At 64.0% G+C, this 12,848-nt stretch carries 14 protein-coding genes; 9 read left to right on the top strand and 5 right to left on the bottom strand.

What is annotated here, in order from left to right; genetic code table 11:
• Nucleotides 1-8: 8 nt before the first annotated feature.
• The 6 genes from A4R29_RS24375 (at nt 9) to A4R29_RS24350 (ending at nt 6,145) form a co-directional block, all read left to right on the top strand.
• Nucleotides 9-305, top strand: coding sequence for a sarcosine oxidase subunit delta (locus A4R29_RS24375; protein WP_013529658.1), 297 nt, complete (start codon nt 9-11; stop codon nt 303-305).
• Nucleotides 302-3,298 (top strand): sarcosine oxidase subunit alpha, encoded by a 2,997-nt coding sequence (locus A4R29_RS24370; RefSeq protein ID WP_063173071.1) that lies wholly within the window; start codon nt 302-304, stop codon nt 3,296-3,298. Before A4R29_RS24375 ends, A4R29_RS24370 begins: the two co-directional genes overlap by 4 nt.
• Nucleotides 3,291-3,875 (top strand): sarcosine oxidase subunit gamma, encoded by a 585-nt coding sequence (locus A4R29_RS24365; RefSeq protein ID WP_063173070.1) that lies wholly within the window; start codon nt 3,291-3,293, stop codon nt 3,873-3,875. The genes A4R29_RS24370 and A4R29_RS24365 overlap by 8 nt, the downstream gene beginning before the upstream one ends.
• A gap of 59 nt (nt 3,876-3,934) precedes the next feature.
• A complete protein-coding gene (locus tag A4R29_RS24360; RefSeq protein WP_013529661.1) occupies nt 3,935-4,162 on the top strand; it encodes a hypothetical protein in 228 nt (75 codons plus the stop codon).
• 77 nt (nt 4,163-4,239) lie between these two features.
• Nucleotides 4,240-5,025, top strand: coding sequence for a ThuA domain-containing protein (locus tag A4R29_RS24355; RefSeq protein ID WP_063173797.1), 786 nt, complete (start codon nt 4,240-4,242; stop codon nt 5,023-5,025).
• Between the two features lie 70 nt (nt 5,026-5,095).
• Nucleotides 5,096-6,145: a Gfo/Idh/MocA family protein gene (locus A4R29_RS24350; RefSeq protein WP_063173069.1), complete on the top strand. Its 1,050-nt coding sequence runs from the start codon at nt 5,096-5,098 to the stop codon at nt 6,143-6,145.
• 42 nt (nt 6,146-6,187) lie between these two features.
• Here the strand turns inward: A4R29_RS24350 and A4R29_RS24345 are convergent, their stop codons facing one another.
• The 5 genes from A4R29_RS24345 to A4R29_RS24325 all read right to left on the bottom strand — a co-directional run bounded on the left by A4R29_RS24345 (nt 6,188) and on the right by A4R29_RS24325 (nt 9,821).
• Nucleotides 6,188-6,436, bottom strand: a complete 249-nt coding sequence (locus A4R29_RS24345; RefSeq protein ID WP_063173068.1) for a DUF680 domain-containing protein — start codon at nt 6,434-6,436, stop codon at nt 6,188-6,190.
• Nucleotides 6,437-6,642: 206 nt separating this feature from the next.
• Nucleotides 6,643-7,287: a TetR/AcrR family transcriptional regulator gene (locus A4R29_RS24340; protein ID WP_013529665.1), complete on the bottom strand. Its 645-nt coding sequence runs from the start codon at nt 7,285-7,287 to the stop codon at nt 6,643-6,645.
• A 165-nt stretch (nt 7,288-7,452) separates the two neighbouring features.
• A complete protein-coding gene (locus tag A4R29_RS24335; protein ID WP_063173067.1) occupies nt 7,453-8,484 on the bottom strand; it encodes a phosphotransferase family protein in 1,032 nt (343 codons plus the stop codon).
• Nucleotides 8,481-8,966 (bottom strand): MaoC family dehydratase, encoded by a 486-nt coding sequence (locus A4R29_RS24330; RefSeq protein WP_263484965.1) that lies wholly within the window; start codon nt 8,964-8,966, stop codon nt 8,481-8,483. Before A4R29_RS24330 ends, A4R29_RS24335 begins: the two co-directional genes overlap by 4 nt.
• Nucleotides 8,967-9,005: 39 nt before the next feature.
• Complete coding sequence (locus A4R29_RS24325; protein WP_027161371.1) at nt 9,006-9,821, bottom strand: SDR family oxidoreductase; 816 nt, start codon at nt 9,819-9,821, stop codon at nt 9,006-9,008.
• 113 nt (nt 9,822-9,934) lie between these two features.
• Here A4R29_RS24325 and A4R29_RS24320 point away from each other — a divergent pair, with 113 nt between their 5' ends.
• The 3 genes from A4R29_RS24320 to A4R29_RS24310 are packed head-to-tail and all read left to right on the top strand — an operon-like array spanning nt 9,935 to nt 12,816.
• Nucleotides 9,935-11,176 (top strand): acyl-CoA dehydrogenase family protein, encoded by a 1,242-nt coding sequence (locus A4R29_RS24320; protein WP_063173066.1) that lies wholly within the window; start codon nt 9,935-9,937, stop codon nt 11,174-11,176.
• Between the two features lie 53 nt (nt 11,177-11,229).
• A complete protein-coding gene (locus tag A4R29_RS24315) occupies nt 11,230-12,267 on the top strand; it encodes a zinc-binding dehydrogenase (protein WP_063173065.1) in 1,038 nt (345 codons plus the stop codon).
• A gap of 6 nt (nt 12,268-12,273) precedes the next feature.
• Nucleotides 12,274-12,816, top strand: coding sequence for a hypothetical protein (locus A4R29_RS24310; protein WP_167355188.1), 543 nt, complete (start codon nt 12,274-12,276; stop codon nt 12,814-12,816).
• Nucleotides 12,817-12,848 lie beyond the last annotated feature (32 nt).

The raw sequence follows: 12,848 nt of genomic DNA, 5'->3' as shown, positions 1-12,848 counted from the left end.
ACGAACAAATGCTTCTCATCCGCTGCCCCTATTGCGAGGAAGAGCGTCCGGAACTCGAGTTCCGCAACGCCGGCGAGGCGCATATCGCGCGCTCGGCCAATATGGCCGGCGAGAGCGACGACGATTTCGAAAAGTTCTTCTTCATCCGCTCCAACCCCAAGGGCATCATCTATGAGCGGTGGCGGCACATGCATGGCTGCGCGCGTTTCTTCAACGCCGTGCGCGACACCGTCACCGACAGGTTCGTCATGACCTACAAGGCCGGCGAACCCAAACCCTCCAAGCTGCCAGGAGTTGGCAAATGAGCGGCGCGTCGTACCGCATTTCCGGCGCCGGCCGCTTCAGCCAAGCCAAGACCGCGCGTTTCAGCTTCGATGGCCAGTCCTATGCCGGCATCGAGGGCGACACGCTGGCCTCGGCGCTGCTCGCCAATGGCGTCCATCTGGTCGGCCGTTCGTTCAAGTACCACCGTCCGCGCGGCATCCTGTCGGCGGGCGCCGAGGAGCCGAACGCGCTGGTCGAAATCAGGCGCGACGCGGCACGCAAGACGCCGAACGTGCGCGCGACTGTGCAGGAGCTTTATGACGGGCTCGAGGCGCAGTCGCAGAACCGCTGGCCGTCGCTGTTCTTCGACGTCGGTGCGGTCAACGACATCGCGTCGCCGATGTTTTCGGCCGGCTTCTACTACAAGACCTTCATGTGGCCGAAGGCGGCATGGAAGAGCCTGTACGAGCCCAAGATCCGCGCCGCGGCCGGTCTTGGCGTTTCCCCGGACCAGCCCGATCCCGACCATTATTCGTCACGCTATGCGCATTGCGACGTGCTGGTGCTGGGCGGCGGTGCGGCGGGCATCGCTGCGGCATTGGCAGCGGCGGAGACCGGCGTGCGCGTCATCCTCGCCGACGAGCAGGCCGAGTTCGGCGGCAGCCTGCGTTTCGAGAGCGGCGCGAAAATCGACGGCCAGGACGGTTTTGCCTGGGCGCAAGCTGCCGTGGCGAAACTCACTGCGATGGACAATGTCCGCGTGCTCCCGCGCACGACGGCGTTCGGCTATTACGCGCAGAATTTCGTCGGCCTGGTCGAGCGTGTCAGCGATCATCTGAAGGCTCCCGGCCACGATCTGGCGCGCGAGCGGCTGTGGCAGGTCAGGGCCAAGCGCGTGGTGCTGGCCTCGGGCGCCATCGAGCGGCACATGGTGTTTGCCGACAACGACCGCCCGGGCATCATGCTGGCGGGTGCCGCGCGCACCTATCTCAACCACTATGGCGTCGCGGTCGGCAGGAATGTCGGCGTCTACACCGCCAATGATTCCGCCTATGCGGCGGCGATCGACCTGAAGAAGGCCGGCGTCAACGTGGCGGCGATCGTCGATCTGCGCGACAATCCGACCGGACCGGTGATCGACGAGGCGAGGGCGCTCGGCATCGAGGTCAATTTCGGCCGCGCGGTGATCCGCGCCGGCGGCAAGCTGCGCGTTTCCTCGATGACGGTGCAGCCGAAGAATGGCGGCGGCGAACGCACCATCGCGGTCGATGCGATCCTGATGTCGGCCGGCTGGACGCCGTCGGTGCATCTGTTCTCGCAGTCGCGCGGCAAGGTCGCCTTCAACGACGAGACCAAGCGCTTCGTGCCGGGCACCTATGCGCAGGATTGTGTCTCTGTCGGCGCCTGCAATGGTACCGACGGCCTATCGGCGACGGTCGACGAGGCCTATGCCGCGGGCGCCAAAGCGGCCAGGGATGCGGGCGCGAAAACCGCCAAGGGTACGAAGCCGAAGGTCGACACCTCGGAGAGCTGGTCGCGCGGCATGCTGGGTGCGGCTCCTGGCGCCGGGCCGGACACCACGGTGAAGGCGTTTGTCGACTTCCAGAACGACGTCACCGCCAAGGATATCCGCCAGGCGGTGCACGAAGGCATGCGCTCGATCGAGCACGTCAAGCGCTTCACCACCAACGGCATGGCCACCGATCAGGGCAAGACCTCCAACATGCACGGCCTGGCGATTGCCGCCGAGATGCTGGGAAAGCCGATCCCGGAGGTCGGCCTGACCACGTTCCGGGCGCCCTATACGCCGGTGACCTTCGGCGCGATCGTCAGCCATGCGCGCGGGCCGCTGTTCGACCCCACGCGTAAAACGGCGATCCATCCCTGGGCCGAGGCGCAAGGCGCGGTGTTCGAGGACGTCGGCCAGTGGAAGCGCGCCTGGTATTTCCCCAAGGCGGGCGAGGACATGCATGCTGCTGTCGACCGCGAATGCGTCGCCGTGCGCAAGACGGCCGGCCTGTTCGATGCCTCGACGCTCGGCAAGATCGAAGTGGTCGGGCCGGATGCGGCCAAGTTCATGGAACTGCTCTACACCAACCCATGGGAGAAGCTGGAACCCGGCCGCTGCCGCTATGGCATCATGCTGCGCGAGGACGGGTTCATCTATGATGACGGCGTCGTCGGCAGGCTGGCGCCCGACCGTTTCCATGTGACGACGACGACCGGCGGTGCGCCGCGCGTCATGAACCATATGGAGGATTATCTCCAGACCGAGTTCCCGCATCTCAATGTCTGGCTGACCTCGATCACCGAACAATGGGCTGTCATCGCCGTGCAGGGACCAAAATCCCGCGACATCATCGCGTCGCTGGTCGAAGGCATCGACATGTCGGACGAGGCGCTGCCGCATATGTCGGTGCGCGAAGGCAAGATCTGCGGCGTGCCGACGAGGTTGTTCCGCATGTCGTTCACCGGCGAGCGCGGCTTCGAGGTCAACGTGCCTGCCGACTACGGCCAGGCGGTCTGGGAAGCGCTGTGGGCCGAAGGCCAGAAGCATGGCGCGGCGGCCTACGGCACCGAGGCGATGCACGTGCTGCGCGCCGAAAAGGGCTACATCATCGTCGGCCAGGACACTGACGGCACGGTGACGCCGAACGATGCCGGTCTCGACTGGGCGGTCGGCAAGAAGAAGACCGACTTCGTCGGTATCAGGGGCATGGCGCGGCCAGACCTGGTCGCCAAGGGCCGCAAGCAACTGGTCGGCTTGAAAACGAAAGACCCAAAGGTGGTGCTGGAGGAAGGCGCGCAGATCGTCGCCGACCCCAAGCAGGCGATCCCGATGAAGATGATCGGTCACGTCACCTCGAGCTACTGGTCGGAAAATTGCGGCCGCTCGATCGCGCTGGCGCTGGTCGCCGGCGGCCGCGACCGGATGGGCGACACGCTCTACGTGCCGATGCCGAACGGGGTGATCGAAGTGGAGGTTACCGGCATGGCGTTCTTCGACGAGACGGGAGGGCGCCTCAATGGCTAAGGCCGCTGCAAGAAAGACGACGCCAGCTGCATCGTCTTCGGTAGAACGCCGTCCGGCGCTGGCCGGTCGCAGCACCACTGCCGCCGCCGTCAAGGTCGAGGTGCTGCCGCCGGTGGAGCGCGTTTCATTGCGGGCGCCGGAGGCTTCGGCCGCAGCGCTTTCGAAGGCGCTTGGCGTGACCTTGCCGAACAAGCCGAAAACCTCTGCCGCGAAGGGCGGGCGCACCGCTCTGTGGCTCGGCCCTGACGAATGGCTTGTCATCGATGAGGCCGGCAACGATCCGCTCGCCGATTGCGCCAAAGTATCCGCGCTGCATTCGGCGGTTGGCGTCTCGCATCGCAACATCGCGATATCAGTGACGGGCACTGGGGCAGCGGCGACGATCAATGCGGGCTGCCCGCAAGACCTGTCGCTCGACGCCTTCCCGGTTGGAGCGGCGTCGCGCACCATTCTGGGCAAGACCGAGATCGTGCTGTTGCGCACAGCCGCCGATGCCTTCCGGGTCGAATGCTGGCGTTCCTTCTCGGACTATGTCTTTACTTTCCTGTCCGAGGGATCGCGCGACGCGGCGGTCTGAACTCGGAACGTTTTGCAGGGCGCGCTCGTTCTGCATCCGCACGCCGAGGGAGAATGCCGATGCCGTCGAATTCCGCGCCGAAGTCGCCGGTCAAAAAGACATCGGCCGTCCGCTCGCTCGAACATGAGCGACGTGAAGCCCCGAGCGCCGAAGAGGAACTCGAGGAAGGCCTCGAAGACACGTTCCCGGCCAGCGATCCGGTATCCATTACCGGAACCGCCATCCCCGGCGCACCCGCGAAACCGGGCAAGGCCAAGACCGTTCCGGGGCGCAAGCGCAAGACGTAGTTTTCATCAGGCCAGGCGGCATCGGGACCTTCTCAATCCCCTTGGACATGCTATTTAAAGCGCTTTGGGAGATGAAAATGCCGACAAAAGCGATCGTTTGGGGCGAGAATGTCCACGAGCAGACCAATGAAGCCGTGCGCGAACTCTATCCCTTGGGGATGCACGGCACCATCGCCGCCGCGCTCAACCAGGACAAGGGCATTGAGGCGGCCACCGCCACCTTGCAGGAGCCCGAGCACGGCCTGAGCGAAAAGCGCCTGGCGGCCACCGACGTGCTTTTGTGGTGGGGCCACGCGGCGCATGGCGAGGTCAAGGACGAGATCGTCGAGCTGGTGCAGAAGCGGGTGTGGGAAGGGATGGGCCTGATCGTGCTCCATTCCGGTCACTACTCAAAGATCTTCAAGCGGCTGATGGGCACGCCCTGTTCGCTGAAATGGCGCGAGGCGGGCGAGCGCGAGCGCGTCTGGGCGATCAACCGCGGCCACCCGATCGCGCAAGGCATTGGCGAGTGCCTGGAGATCGGCGAGACCGAAATGTATGGCGAGCCGTTCGCGGTGCCGGAGCCGCTGGAGACGGTGTTCGTCTCCTGGTACGAGGGCGGCGAGGTGTTCCGGTCCGGGCTGACGTACCAGCGCGGCGCGGGACGGATCTTCTACTTCTCGCCCGGCCACGAGACCTACCCGATCTATCACAATGAGGGCGTGCAGCAGGTGCTGCGCAACGCCGTCCATTGGGCGCACAACCCGGCGCCGGCATGGTCCGGCATCACCAATGCGCCGAACGTGCCGACGGATGCGGCCAAGGAGAAGATCGTGCAGAAGGGGCTGCGCCTGCATGCCGATGGCGACAAGGGCCTGAGCTGATTGGGGCGGCCTGAGCTGATCGGGGCCTGAGTTGCCCAAGGCGTGAGTTGATTTTGGGGGCTTGGGGCTAATGCATCGAATTCTTCTGCTCGGCACCGGCGGTATCGCCGGGCATCATGTCGAGGAGTTTGCCGGGATTCCCGGCTGCAGCATCGTCGCCTGTGTCGACCAGGTGCCCGGTCGCGCTGCGGCGTTCGCCGCGGCCAGCAAGATCGGCGATTCTTTCGAGAGCCTGGAGGCGGCGATCGCCTGGGGCCAGTTCGATGCCGCCATCAACGCGACGCCGGATGGTGCGCATAGGGCGACGACGCTGGCGCTGCTCGGCGTGGGAAAACATGTGTTTTGCGAAAAGCCGCTGGCGCCGAACTACGCCGACGCGTTTGATATGACGCAAGCGGCCGAGGCTGCCGGGGTGATCAACATGGTCAACCTCACCTATCGCAACTCACCGGCGATCCACGAGGCGCGGCGCATGGTTCAGGCCGGCGAGATCGGCGCGTTGCGCCATGTCGAGGCGAGCTACCGGCAAAGCTGGCTGGTCAGCAAATCATGGGGTGACTGGCGGGTCGAGGACAAATGGCTGTGGCGCTTGTCCAGCCGGCACGGCTCGACCGGCGTGCTGGGCGATGTCGGCATCCATATCCTGGATTTCGCCACCTATGGCGCCGGCCAGGATATCGTCAGCCTGCATGCCGATCTGGTGACGTTTCCGAAGGCCGAGGGCGAGCGCATCGGCGACTATGTGCTGGACGCCAATGACAGCGTGGCAATGACGGCGCGGCTCGATTGCGGCGCGCTTGCCACGATCGTGGCGAGCCGCTACATGACCGGTCACGCCAACGATTTGTCGCTGGCCCTGCACGGCACCCAGGGCGCCATCAAGGTCGAGACCGACGGCAAGGCATCGAGCCTGTCGGCCTGCCTCGGCGGGGATGTCGATCTTCAGCGCTGGCGGACTTTGGATCTGCCCAGTGTCAAGCGCAATGCGCGACGCTTTGCCGATGCGCTGGATGCAGGCCGGAATGGCGATCCGTCGTTCCGGCGCGCCGCCGACATGCAGAAGCTGATCGACGCAGCCTTTGAGAGTTCAGCGGCGAAGCTGCCGATTTCGGTCGCTTGAAGCTGGCCGGCTTGTGCCGGCCAGACGTGATCTTTGCTGATATCAGAATGCGCTCGGCACAATCCACGGATTGATGCTGATGCCGAGCCGCGGGCCCGCGCCTTCAGCGGTGTTTTCCGTGGCACCCTTCTTCTCGACCGAACCGGTCGAAGCGCAATCGAGCTTCAGGTTGGTCTTGGTGTCAACGCAGGCCGCCACCGGCGCATGCTTGACCGGATGGGTGGTGTTGGCGGCGAAAGCCGAGCCCGAAAGTGCCAGCACGGCGGCGAGGGTGAGGAGTGTCTTTTTCATTGTCAGTCTCCGGTTTCCGGGTCGAATTCAATTCGTACCGACGGGTGAATTTTTCTCGTACATGTACGATAGACTGTACATATACGCCGTCGATTGGGAATTCAAGGGAAAACCGTACGCGTACGATAAATTTTTCGTTAACCAAGAAATCCCCCCAGGGTCTGGCTGGGGCGGAGAGAAAATATGGAAATGAAAGGGAACGGCGTTCAGCAGTTGACCGGTGTCTCGGTCAATGGCGGGACGTTTTGCGTGCTGAGCGTGGCGAGCGTGAAATCGCACATCCGCTTCACGAAGGCCTGCGGGTCGCCGAAGGGGTAGAATGGAAAGGTGATGAGCAGCGAGATCGTGCCGTGGCCGACCGCCCACAGCATGGTGGCGATGGCGCGCGGATCGCCCTGCAATTTTCCGGCGGCAACGCAGGCCTCGACCCGGCTGATCAGCGCCTTCATCGCCGGGTTGCTCTCTTCCATGTCGTCGTAGCTCCTGCCTTCCGGCAGCTTGGTCTTTTCGGTCATGAATACGGTGCGGTATTCGTTGGGATTGCCGAGCCCGAAGGCGGCATATTCCGTCATCACCGCCTGCAAGGCTGCGATCGGATCGTCGGACGGATGCTCCTCGATGCGGCGAGCAAGCGTCTCGAATGCGTCCTCGGCCAGAGCGAACAGGATGTCCTGCTTGTCGGCGAAGTAGGAATAGACGGACATCGGGGCGTAGCCGACCCGCTTGGCCAGCTTGCGGATGGTCAGGCCCTCATAGCCCTCTTCCTGGACAAGCTTATGCGCGGCCTCGAGCAATTCGGAGCGCAGTTCTGCCTTTTGTTTCTCGCGGCGTGTCTGGACGCTCTGCGGCAAGATCTGATGCCTTCGGTTGGGTTGGTGGCTGGCTAAATTATATACGCTGTACGGAAACGGACAAGGGCACGGGAAGTTCCCAAACGGTATGCTTCGGATCGTGCCGACGCTTGTCGTAACTTGGCAGCCCCGTGATCAGCACCGTTCCTCTCTCGAAATGGCCCATCACGCCACCCTGTCGATCAGTTCTGCGGCAAGACACGAAAGCAGTTTCACCGCCTCGCCATAGGTTTTCGCCTTCTCGGGATTGGAGGCGTTGCCGTCCAGCGCCCGTTTGAAGACGCCTTGGCAGATTGCAGCCAGCCGGAAGAAGGAAAAGGCGAGGAAGAACGTCCAGTTGCCGATACCGGTGAGCCCGCGCCGCCGGCAGTAGGCGGCGACGTAGTCTTCCTCGGAGGGCAGGCCGAGTGCGGAACGGTCGATACCGCCCAGGCCGCGAAAGCCGGAAGCGTGCGGCAGCCGCCATTGCATGCATTGATAGGCGATATCGGCGAAGGGGTGGCCTGAGGTCGAAAGTTCCCAGTCGAGCACTGCCAGAACCGTTGGCCGGTCCGGCGCGAAGATCAGATTGTCCAGCCGGTAGTCGCCATGGACCAGTGAGATCCGGCCGTCATCTACGGGCATATGCGTTTCCAACCAGGCAATCAGCCGGTCCATGTCGGCGACGGTGCCGGTTTCCGAGGCACGGTACTGGCTCGTCCAGCGCGCCAGTTGGCGCTCGAAATAATTGCCCGGCCGGCCGAAATCGCCGAGCCCCACAGTCTCGACATCGACCTCGTGCAGGGCGGCGAGGGTGTCGTTCATGGCATCGTAGATGGCGGCGCGTTCATCATTGTCGCCAGCCTCCGGCAGGGCCGGATCCCAGAAAATGCGGCCGTCGAGGAAATCCATCACGTAGAACATGCGGCCGATGGGCGAGCCTTCCGCCGACAGGTGCAGCATGGCAGGCACAGGCACGGCGGTGCCGGCAAGCGCGCTCATCACCCTGAATTCGCGGTCGACCTGGTGCGCCGATTTCAGCAATTGCCCCGGCGGCTTGGCGCGCAGCACGTAACGGCCGCTTGCCGCCGTCAAAAGGTAGGTCGGGTTCGATTGGCCGGATTTGAACTTCTCGACTGCAGCAAGCCCGGAAAAGCCCGGTATGTTCGCCTCGAGGTAAGGCGCAAGCGCTGCCTGGTCGACAACGGGATCACTCATGCCGTCTCGGGCTGGCGTTCGATCAAGGTCAGCGTCAGCCAGCGCGCGGTCAGTGCCGGCTTCTTCGAGCCCTCGATCTCGATCGTCACGTCATGCGCGGTCTGCACCCAGCCCGACGGCCTGACCTTGACGTCGGCCAGCACGAAACGCGTGCGGATGCGCGCGCCGGTTTTCACCGGCGCCAGGAAGCGCAGCGAATCGAAGCCGTGGTTGACGCCCATCTTGCCGTTTTCCAGCGGCGGCATGGTCTCGAAGGTCATCGCCGACAACAGCGACAGCGACAGGAAGCCGTGCGCGATGGTGCCGCCGAACGGCGTTTCACGCATCGCCCGCTCCGGATCGCAGTGGATGAACTGATGGTCGTCCGTGGCGTCGGCGAACTGGTCGATCATGCGTTGCGTGACCACCCGCCAGGGCGACACGCCGACCTCCTTGCCGACACTGGCCAGAAGCACATCGAGACTGATCGGTTCCACGCTCATGTCCTCCAGTTCACCCCCGGCTTCTGTGGCCGGAAAATGTCATTCCTTGAACAAGGTCAGCCCATGCTGCACCGACTGTCCGCCATCGATCGGCAGGATGGCGCCAGTGACATAGCTGCCTGCACGGCTGCACAAATAGAGCGTTGCGCCGGCAATGTCATCCGGTGCGCCGATACGGCCGATCGGAACATGGCTGCCGACGTGCCTGGCCTGTTCCTCTGTCGCGGTGGCAAATGCCGTCATCCGGCTCTGGAAGGGGCCGGGGGCAAAGGCGTTGACGGTGATGCGGCGGGCGGCGAACTCGAGCGCCAGTGTGCGCGTCAGATGATGAACCGCAGCCTTCGAGGCGGTGTAGGAATAGGCGTCGTCGGCCAGCGGCTGCGTGCCCATTACCGAACCGAGGTTGATCACCCTGGCCGGATCGGCGTCGCTGGCGGCGGCATCGAGCAGCGGCAGCAATTCGCGCGTCAGGTGGAAGACCGCGGTGACGTTGACGCCAAACACCTTGGCCCATGCCGAATAGGGGAAGCTTTCCAGCGGCGCGCCCCAGGAGACGCCGGCGTTGTTGACCAGAATGTTCAGCCGTTCGATGCGCGATTTGACCTCGGCGACGAGTGCGGCGATGCCGGCTTCGCTGGAAACGTCGCCGACGAAGCCGTCGGCCCGGCCCGGTGCACCAAGCTGGTTCAACTCTTCGGCGACCTTGATACAATCCTCGCCCTTGCGCGACGCGATCATCACGCTGGCGCCGGCCTTGACCAGCGCGGTCGCCGCCATGCGGCCGATGCCGGTCGCGGCACCTGTCACCAGCGCGGTCTTGCCGGCCACCGAAAACAGTTCGTCCAGATAGCTCATCACAATTCTCCGCGCTCGGCATGCGGGCAAACAGTTCGTTGACAAGGCTATCCGAAGTACGGTCATCCTTGCCACTGACAAAATGCCTGGCGTGTATGAAGGGTTAGCGACCGATGACGGAGATGAATCTCGGCATGACCGAGCGGCTGAAGCCAATCCACGCGCGCGTCGCGGCCATGGTGCGCGACGAGATCATGCCGCTCGACCATGAATTCCTCAGCGAAGTGGGCAAGGCAGGCAGCCGCTGGGTCTACAGTGCGCGTCAGAGCGAGATCCTCGAAGGGCTGAAGAAGACCGCAAGAGAGCGCGGCCTGTGGAATTTCTGGCTGACCGGCTCGGAACGCGGCTATGGCCTTTCCACTGTCGAGTACGCCTATCTGGCCGAAGAGATGGGCAAGGCGCATCTCGGCGCCGAGACCTTCAACTGCTCGGCGCCCGACACCGGCAACATGGAGGTGCTGGAGCGATACGGCTCGGCCGACCACAAGAAAGCATGGCTGGAACCGCTGCTCGACGGCAAGATCCGCTCGGCCTATCTGATGACCGAGCCGGATGTCGCTTCATCCGATGCCACCAACATTGCCATGCGTTGTGAACGCCACGGCGGCGACTATGTGCTCAATGGCGAGAAATGGTGGGCTTCGGGCGCCGGCGATCCGCGCTGCGCCATCTACATCGTCATGGTCAGGACCGGGGGCGATGACGAGCCGCAGCACCGCCGCCATTCGATGATCCTGGTGCCATCAGACACCAAAGGCGTGACCAAGGTGCGGGCCATGCAGGTCTATGGCGATGACGACGCGCCGCATGGCCACATGCATCTTCGCTTCGACAATGTGCGCGTACCGGCGTCGAACCTGATCCTCGGCGAGGGCAGGGGGTTCGAGATCGCCCAAGGGCGGCTCGGTCCCGGCCGCATCCACCACTGCATGCGCGCCATCGGACAGGCCGAGATGGCGCTCGAGATGCTGTGCCAGCGTTCCGTGCGCCGCGAGGCCTTCGGCCAGAAGCTGGCAAAGCTCGGCGCCAATTTCGACATCATCGCCGAATGCCGCATGGAGATCGAGATGGCGCGGCTGCTCTGCCTCAAGGCGGCGTGGATGATCGACCAGGGCGATGCGCGGGCTGCTGCTCCCTGGATCAGCCAGATCAAGGTGATCGCACCGCGCGTCGCGCTCAAGGTCACCGACGAGGCGGTGCAGATGTTCGGCGCGCAAGGCATCAGCCAGGACACACCGCTGGCGCGGTCGTGGACGCATCTGCGGACCTTGCGCCTTGCCGACGGGCCGGACGCCGTGCATCGCCGTCAGGTGGCGCGGACGGAGTTGAGGAAATACACGCAGGAGAAGGTCTGAGCGCCGGCATCGTCATGCGGGCGCGACCCGAGGCTCGAGCGAGGAGTGTTCCGATGACCGTCCCATCCGAAATGAAGGCGCTGCTGCTTGTCGGCGATGGCTACACCAGGACGCGGAGCGGCAGTGTGCTGGAGGCGATGGTGCCCTATCTCGAGCCGGGCAGCATCGCGGTGCCGACACCGGGCCCCAGCCAGGTGCTGATCAAGGTCAGCCTCGCCTCGATCAATCCGTCCGATGTCGCCTTCGTCAAGGGCCAGTACGGCCAGCCGCGTGCCAAGGGCCAGCCGGCCGGTTTCGAGGGTGTCGGCATTGTCGTCGCCAGCGGGGACGAGCCCTATCCCAAAAGCCTGATCGGCAAGCGCGTGGCCTTTGCCACCGGCGTCACCAACTGGGGCTCGTGGGCCGACTATGCCGTCGCCGAGGCGGCTGCCTGCATCCCGCTGCTCGACACCGTTCGCGACGAGGACGGTGCGGCGATGATCGTCAACCCGCTCACGGCGCTCGCCATGTTCGACATCGTCAAGGAGGAAGGCGAGAAGGCCTTCGTCATGACCGCCGGCGCCAGCCAGCTCTGCAAGCTGATCATCGGCCTGGCCAGCGAAGAGGGTTTCCGGCCGATCGTCACCGTGCGCCGCGATGACCAGACCGCGGCTCTGAAAGCGCTTGGCGCGGCGCACGTGCTCAATGAAAAGGCGCCGGATTTCAAGGCGGCGCTGCGCGAGGTGATGAAGGCCGAACAGCCGCGCATCTTCCTTGACGCGGTAACCGGGCTGCTTGCCTCCGCCATCTTCGACGTCATGCCGAAGCGGTCGCGCTGGATCATCTATGGGCGGCTCGATCCCGAAGCCACCGTTATCCGCGAGCCCGGCCAACTGATCTTCCAGCACAAGCATATCGAAGGGTTTTGGCTGAGCGAGTGGATGCGCCAGTTCCGCGATCGCCGCGGCCCGGCGATCCTGGAAGCGCAGAAGCGTTTTTCCGATGGGCGCTGGTCGACCGACGTGACGGCGGTAGTGCCGCTCGCCGAGGCGATGGCGCGGCTGCCAGCCGAACTGGCCAAGCCCAACGGCAAGGTGTTCATCCGGCCTTGAACGAAAATGGCTGGCGAGCGAAGTCCAGTTACTGCAAAAAAGGGGCTGCTTGTGAGAAAATGGTGGTTTGTCCCGATTGTCCTCATGTCGATGGCCAGTACCATTGGTGCACAGGCTGCCGAAAAGTTCCCGCCGTTTTGGCGCAAGGCGATGACGAACGATCCCAGTACGAATTACTTTCTCAAGAAATATTCGGCCCCGCTGGATGATCCTGCCGGGACCGCGGTCAGGAATATCATGCTGGCGCGGGTCGTCGGCGCCGAATGTCAGGCCTCCAGACTCAACAAGGCCAAGATCAAAGCCTATCGCGACAGGACGATCGGGCCGCTCACGCCTGAGCAACTCAAAGCAGCTGCATTTGAAGGTGGCAGTGCGTTGCGCAGTTTCAACTACCAGGATCTCGCTCACCTCTGTGCCGGCATCGACTATCAGTTCGGGCCGAAAGGCGTGCTGATTCCGGGGGCTGTTCTTGCTGGTAAGGGCGAGCCGAAATATCCCTTTGATCCGCGCAACCCCTATTTTCGTTTGCCCGAATTCACTGGCGATTAGTCAGGTCGCCAGCCTCGGACGGCAGCCATGAA

The sequence above is a fragment of the Mesorhizobium ciceri biovar biserrulae genome (assembly GCF_001618845.1).
Lineage (GTDB): Bacteria > Pseudomonadota > Alphaproteobacteria > Rhizobiales > Rhizobiaceae > Mesorhizobium > Mesorhizobium ciceri.
Note: the sequence above shows the minus strand (reverse complement) of the source record. Positions and strands in the feature narration are given on the sequence as shown.

Excerpts from the sequence above, each read along its gene's own strand:
- A4R29_RS24375 (WP_013529658.1), top strand. The coding sequence starts at position 9 with ATGCTTCTCATCCGCTGCCCCTATTGCGAGGAAGAGCGTCCGGAACTC.
- A4R29_RS24370 (WP_063173071.1), top strand. The coding sequence starts at position 302 with ATGAGCGGCGCGTCGTACCGCATTTCCGGCGCCGGCCGCTTCAGCCAA.
- A4R29_RS24365 (WP_063173070.1), top strand. The coding sequence starts at position 3,291 with ATGGCTAAGGCCGCTGCAAGAAAGACGACGCCAGCTGCATCGTCTTCG.
- A4R29_RS24360 (WP_013529661.1), top strand. The coding sequence starts at position 3,935 with ATGCCGTCGAATTCCGCGCCGAAGTCGCCGGTCAAAAAGACATCGGCC.
- A4R29_RS24355 (WP_063173797.1), top strand. The coding sequence starts at position 4,240 with ATGCCGACAAAAGCGATCGTTTGGGGCGAGAATGTCCACGAGCAGACC.
- A4R29_RS24350 (WP_063173069.1), top strand. The coding sequence starts at position 5,096 with ATGCATCGAATTCTTCTGCTCGGCACCGGCGGTATCGCCGGGCATCAT.
- A4R29_RS24345 (WP_063173068.1), bottom strand. The coding sequence starts at position 6,436 with ATGAAAAAGACACTCCTCACCCTCGCCGCCGTGCTGGCACTTTCGGGC.
- A4R29_RS24335 (WP_063173067.1), bottom strand. The coding sequence starts at position 8,484 with ATGAGTGATCCCGTTGTCGACCAGGCAGCGCTTGCGCCTTACCTCGAG.
- A4R29_RS24330 (WP_263484965.1), bottom strand. The coding sequence starts at position 8,966 with ATGAGCGTGGAACCGATCAGTCTCGATGTGCTTCTGGCCAGTGTCGGC.
- A4R29_RS24325 (WP_027161371.1), bottom strand. The coding sequence starts at position 9,821 with ATGAGCTATCTGGACGAACTGTTTTCGGTGGCCGGCAAGACCGCGCTG.
- A4R29_RS24320 (WP_063173066.1), top strand. The coding sequence starts at position 9,935 with ATGACGGAGATGAATCTCGGCATGACCGAGCGGCTGAAGCCAATCCAC.
- A4R29_RS24315 (WP_063173065.1), top strand. The coding sequence starts at position 11,230 with ATGACCGTCCCATCCGAAATGAAGGCGCTGCTGCTTGTCGGCGATGGC.
- A4R29_RS24310 (WP_167355188.1), top strand. The coding sequence starts at position 12,274 with ATGGCTGGCGAGCGAAGTCCAGTTACTGCAAAAAAGGGGCTGCTTGTG.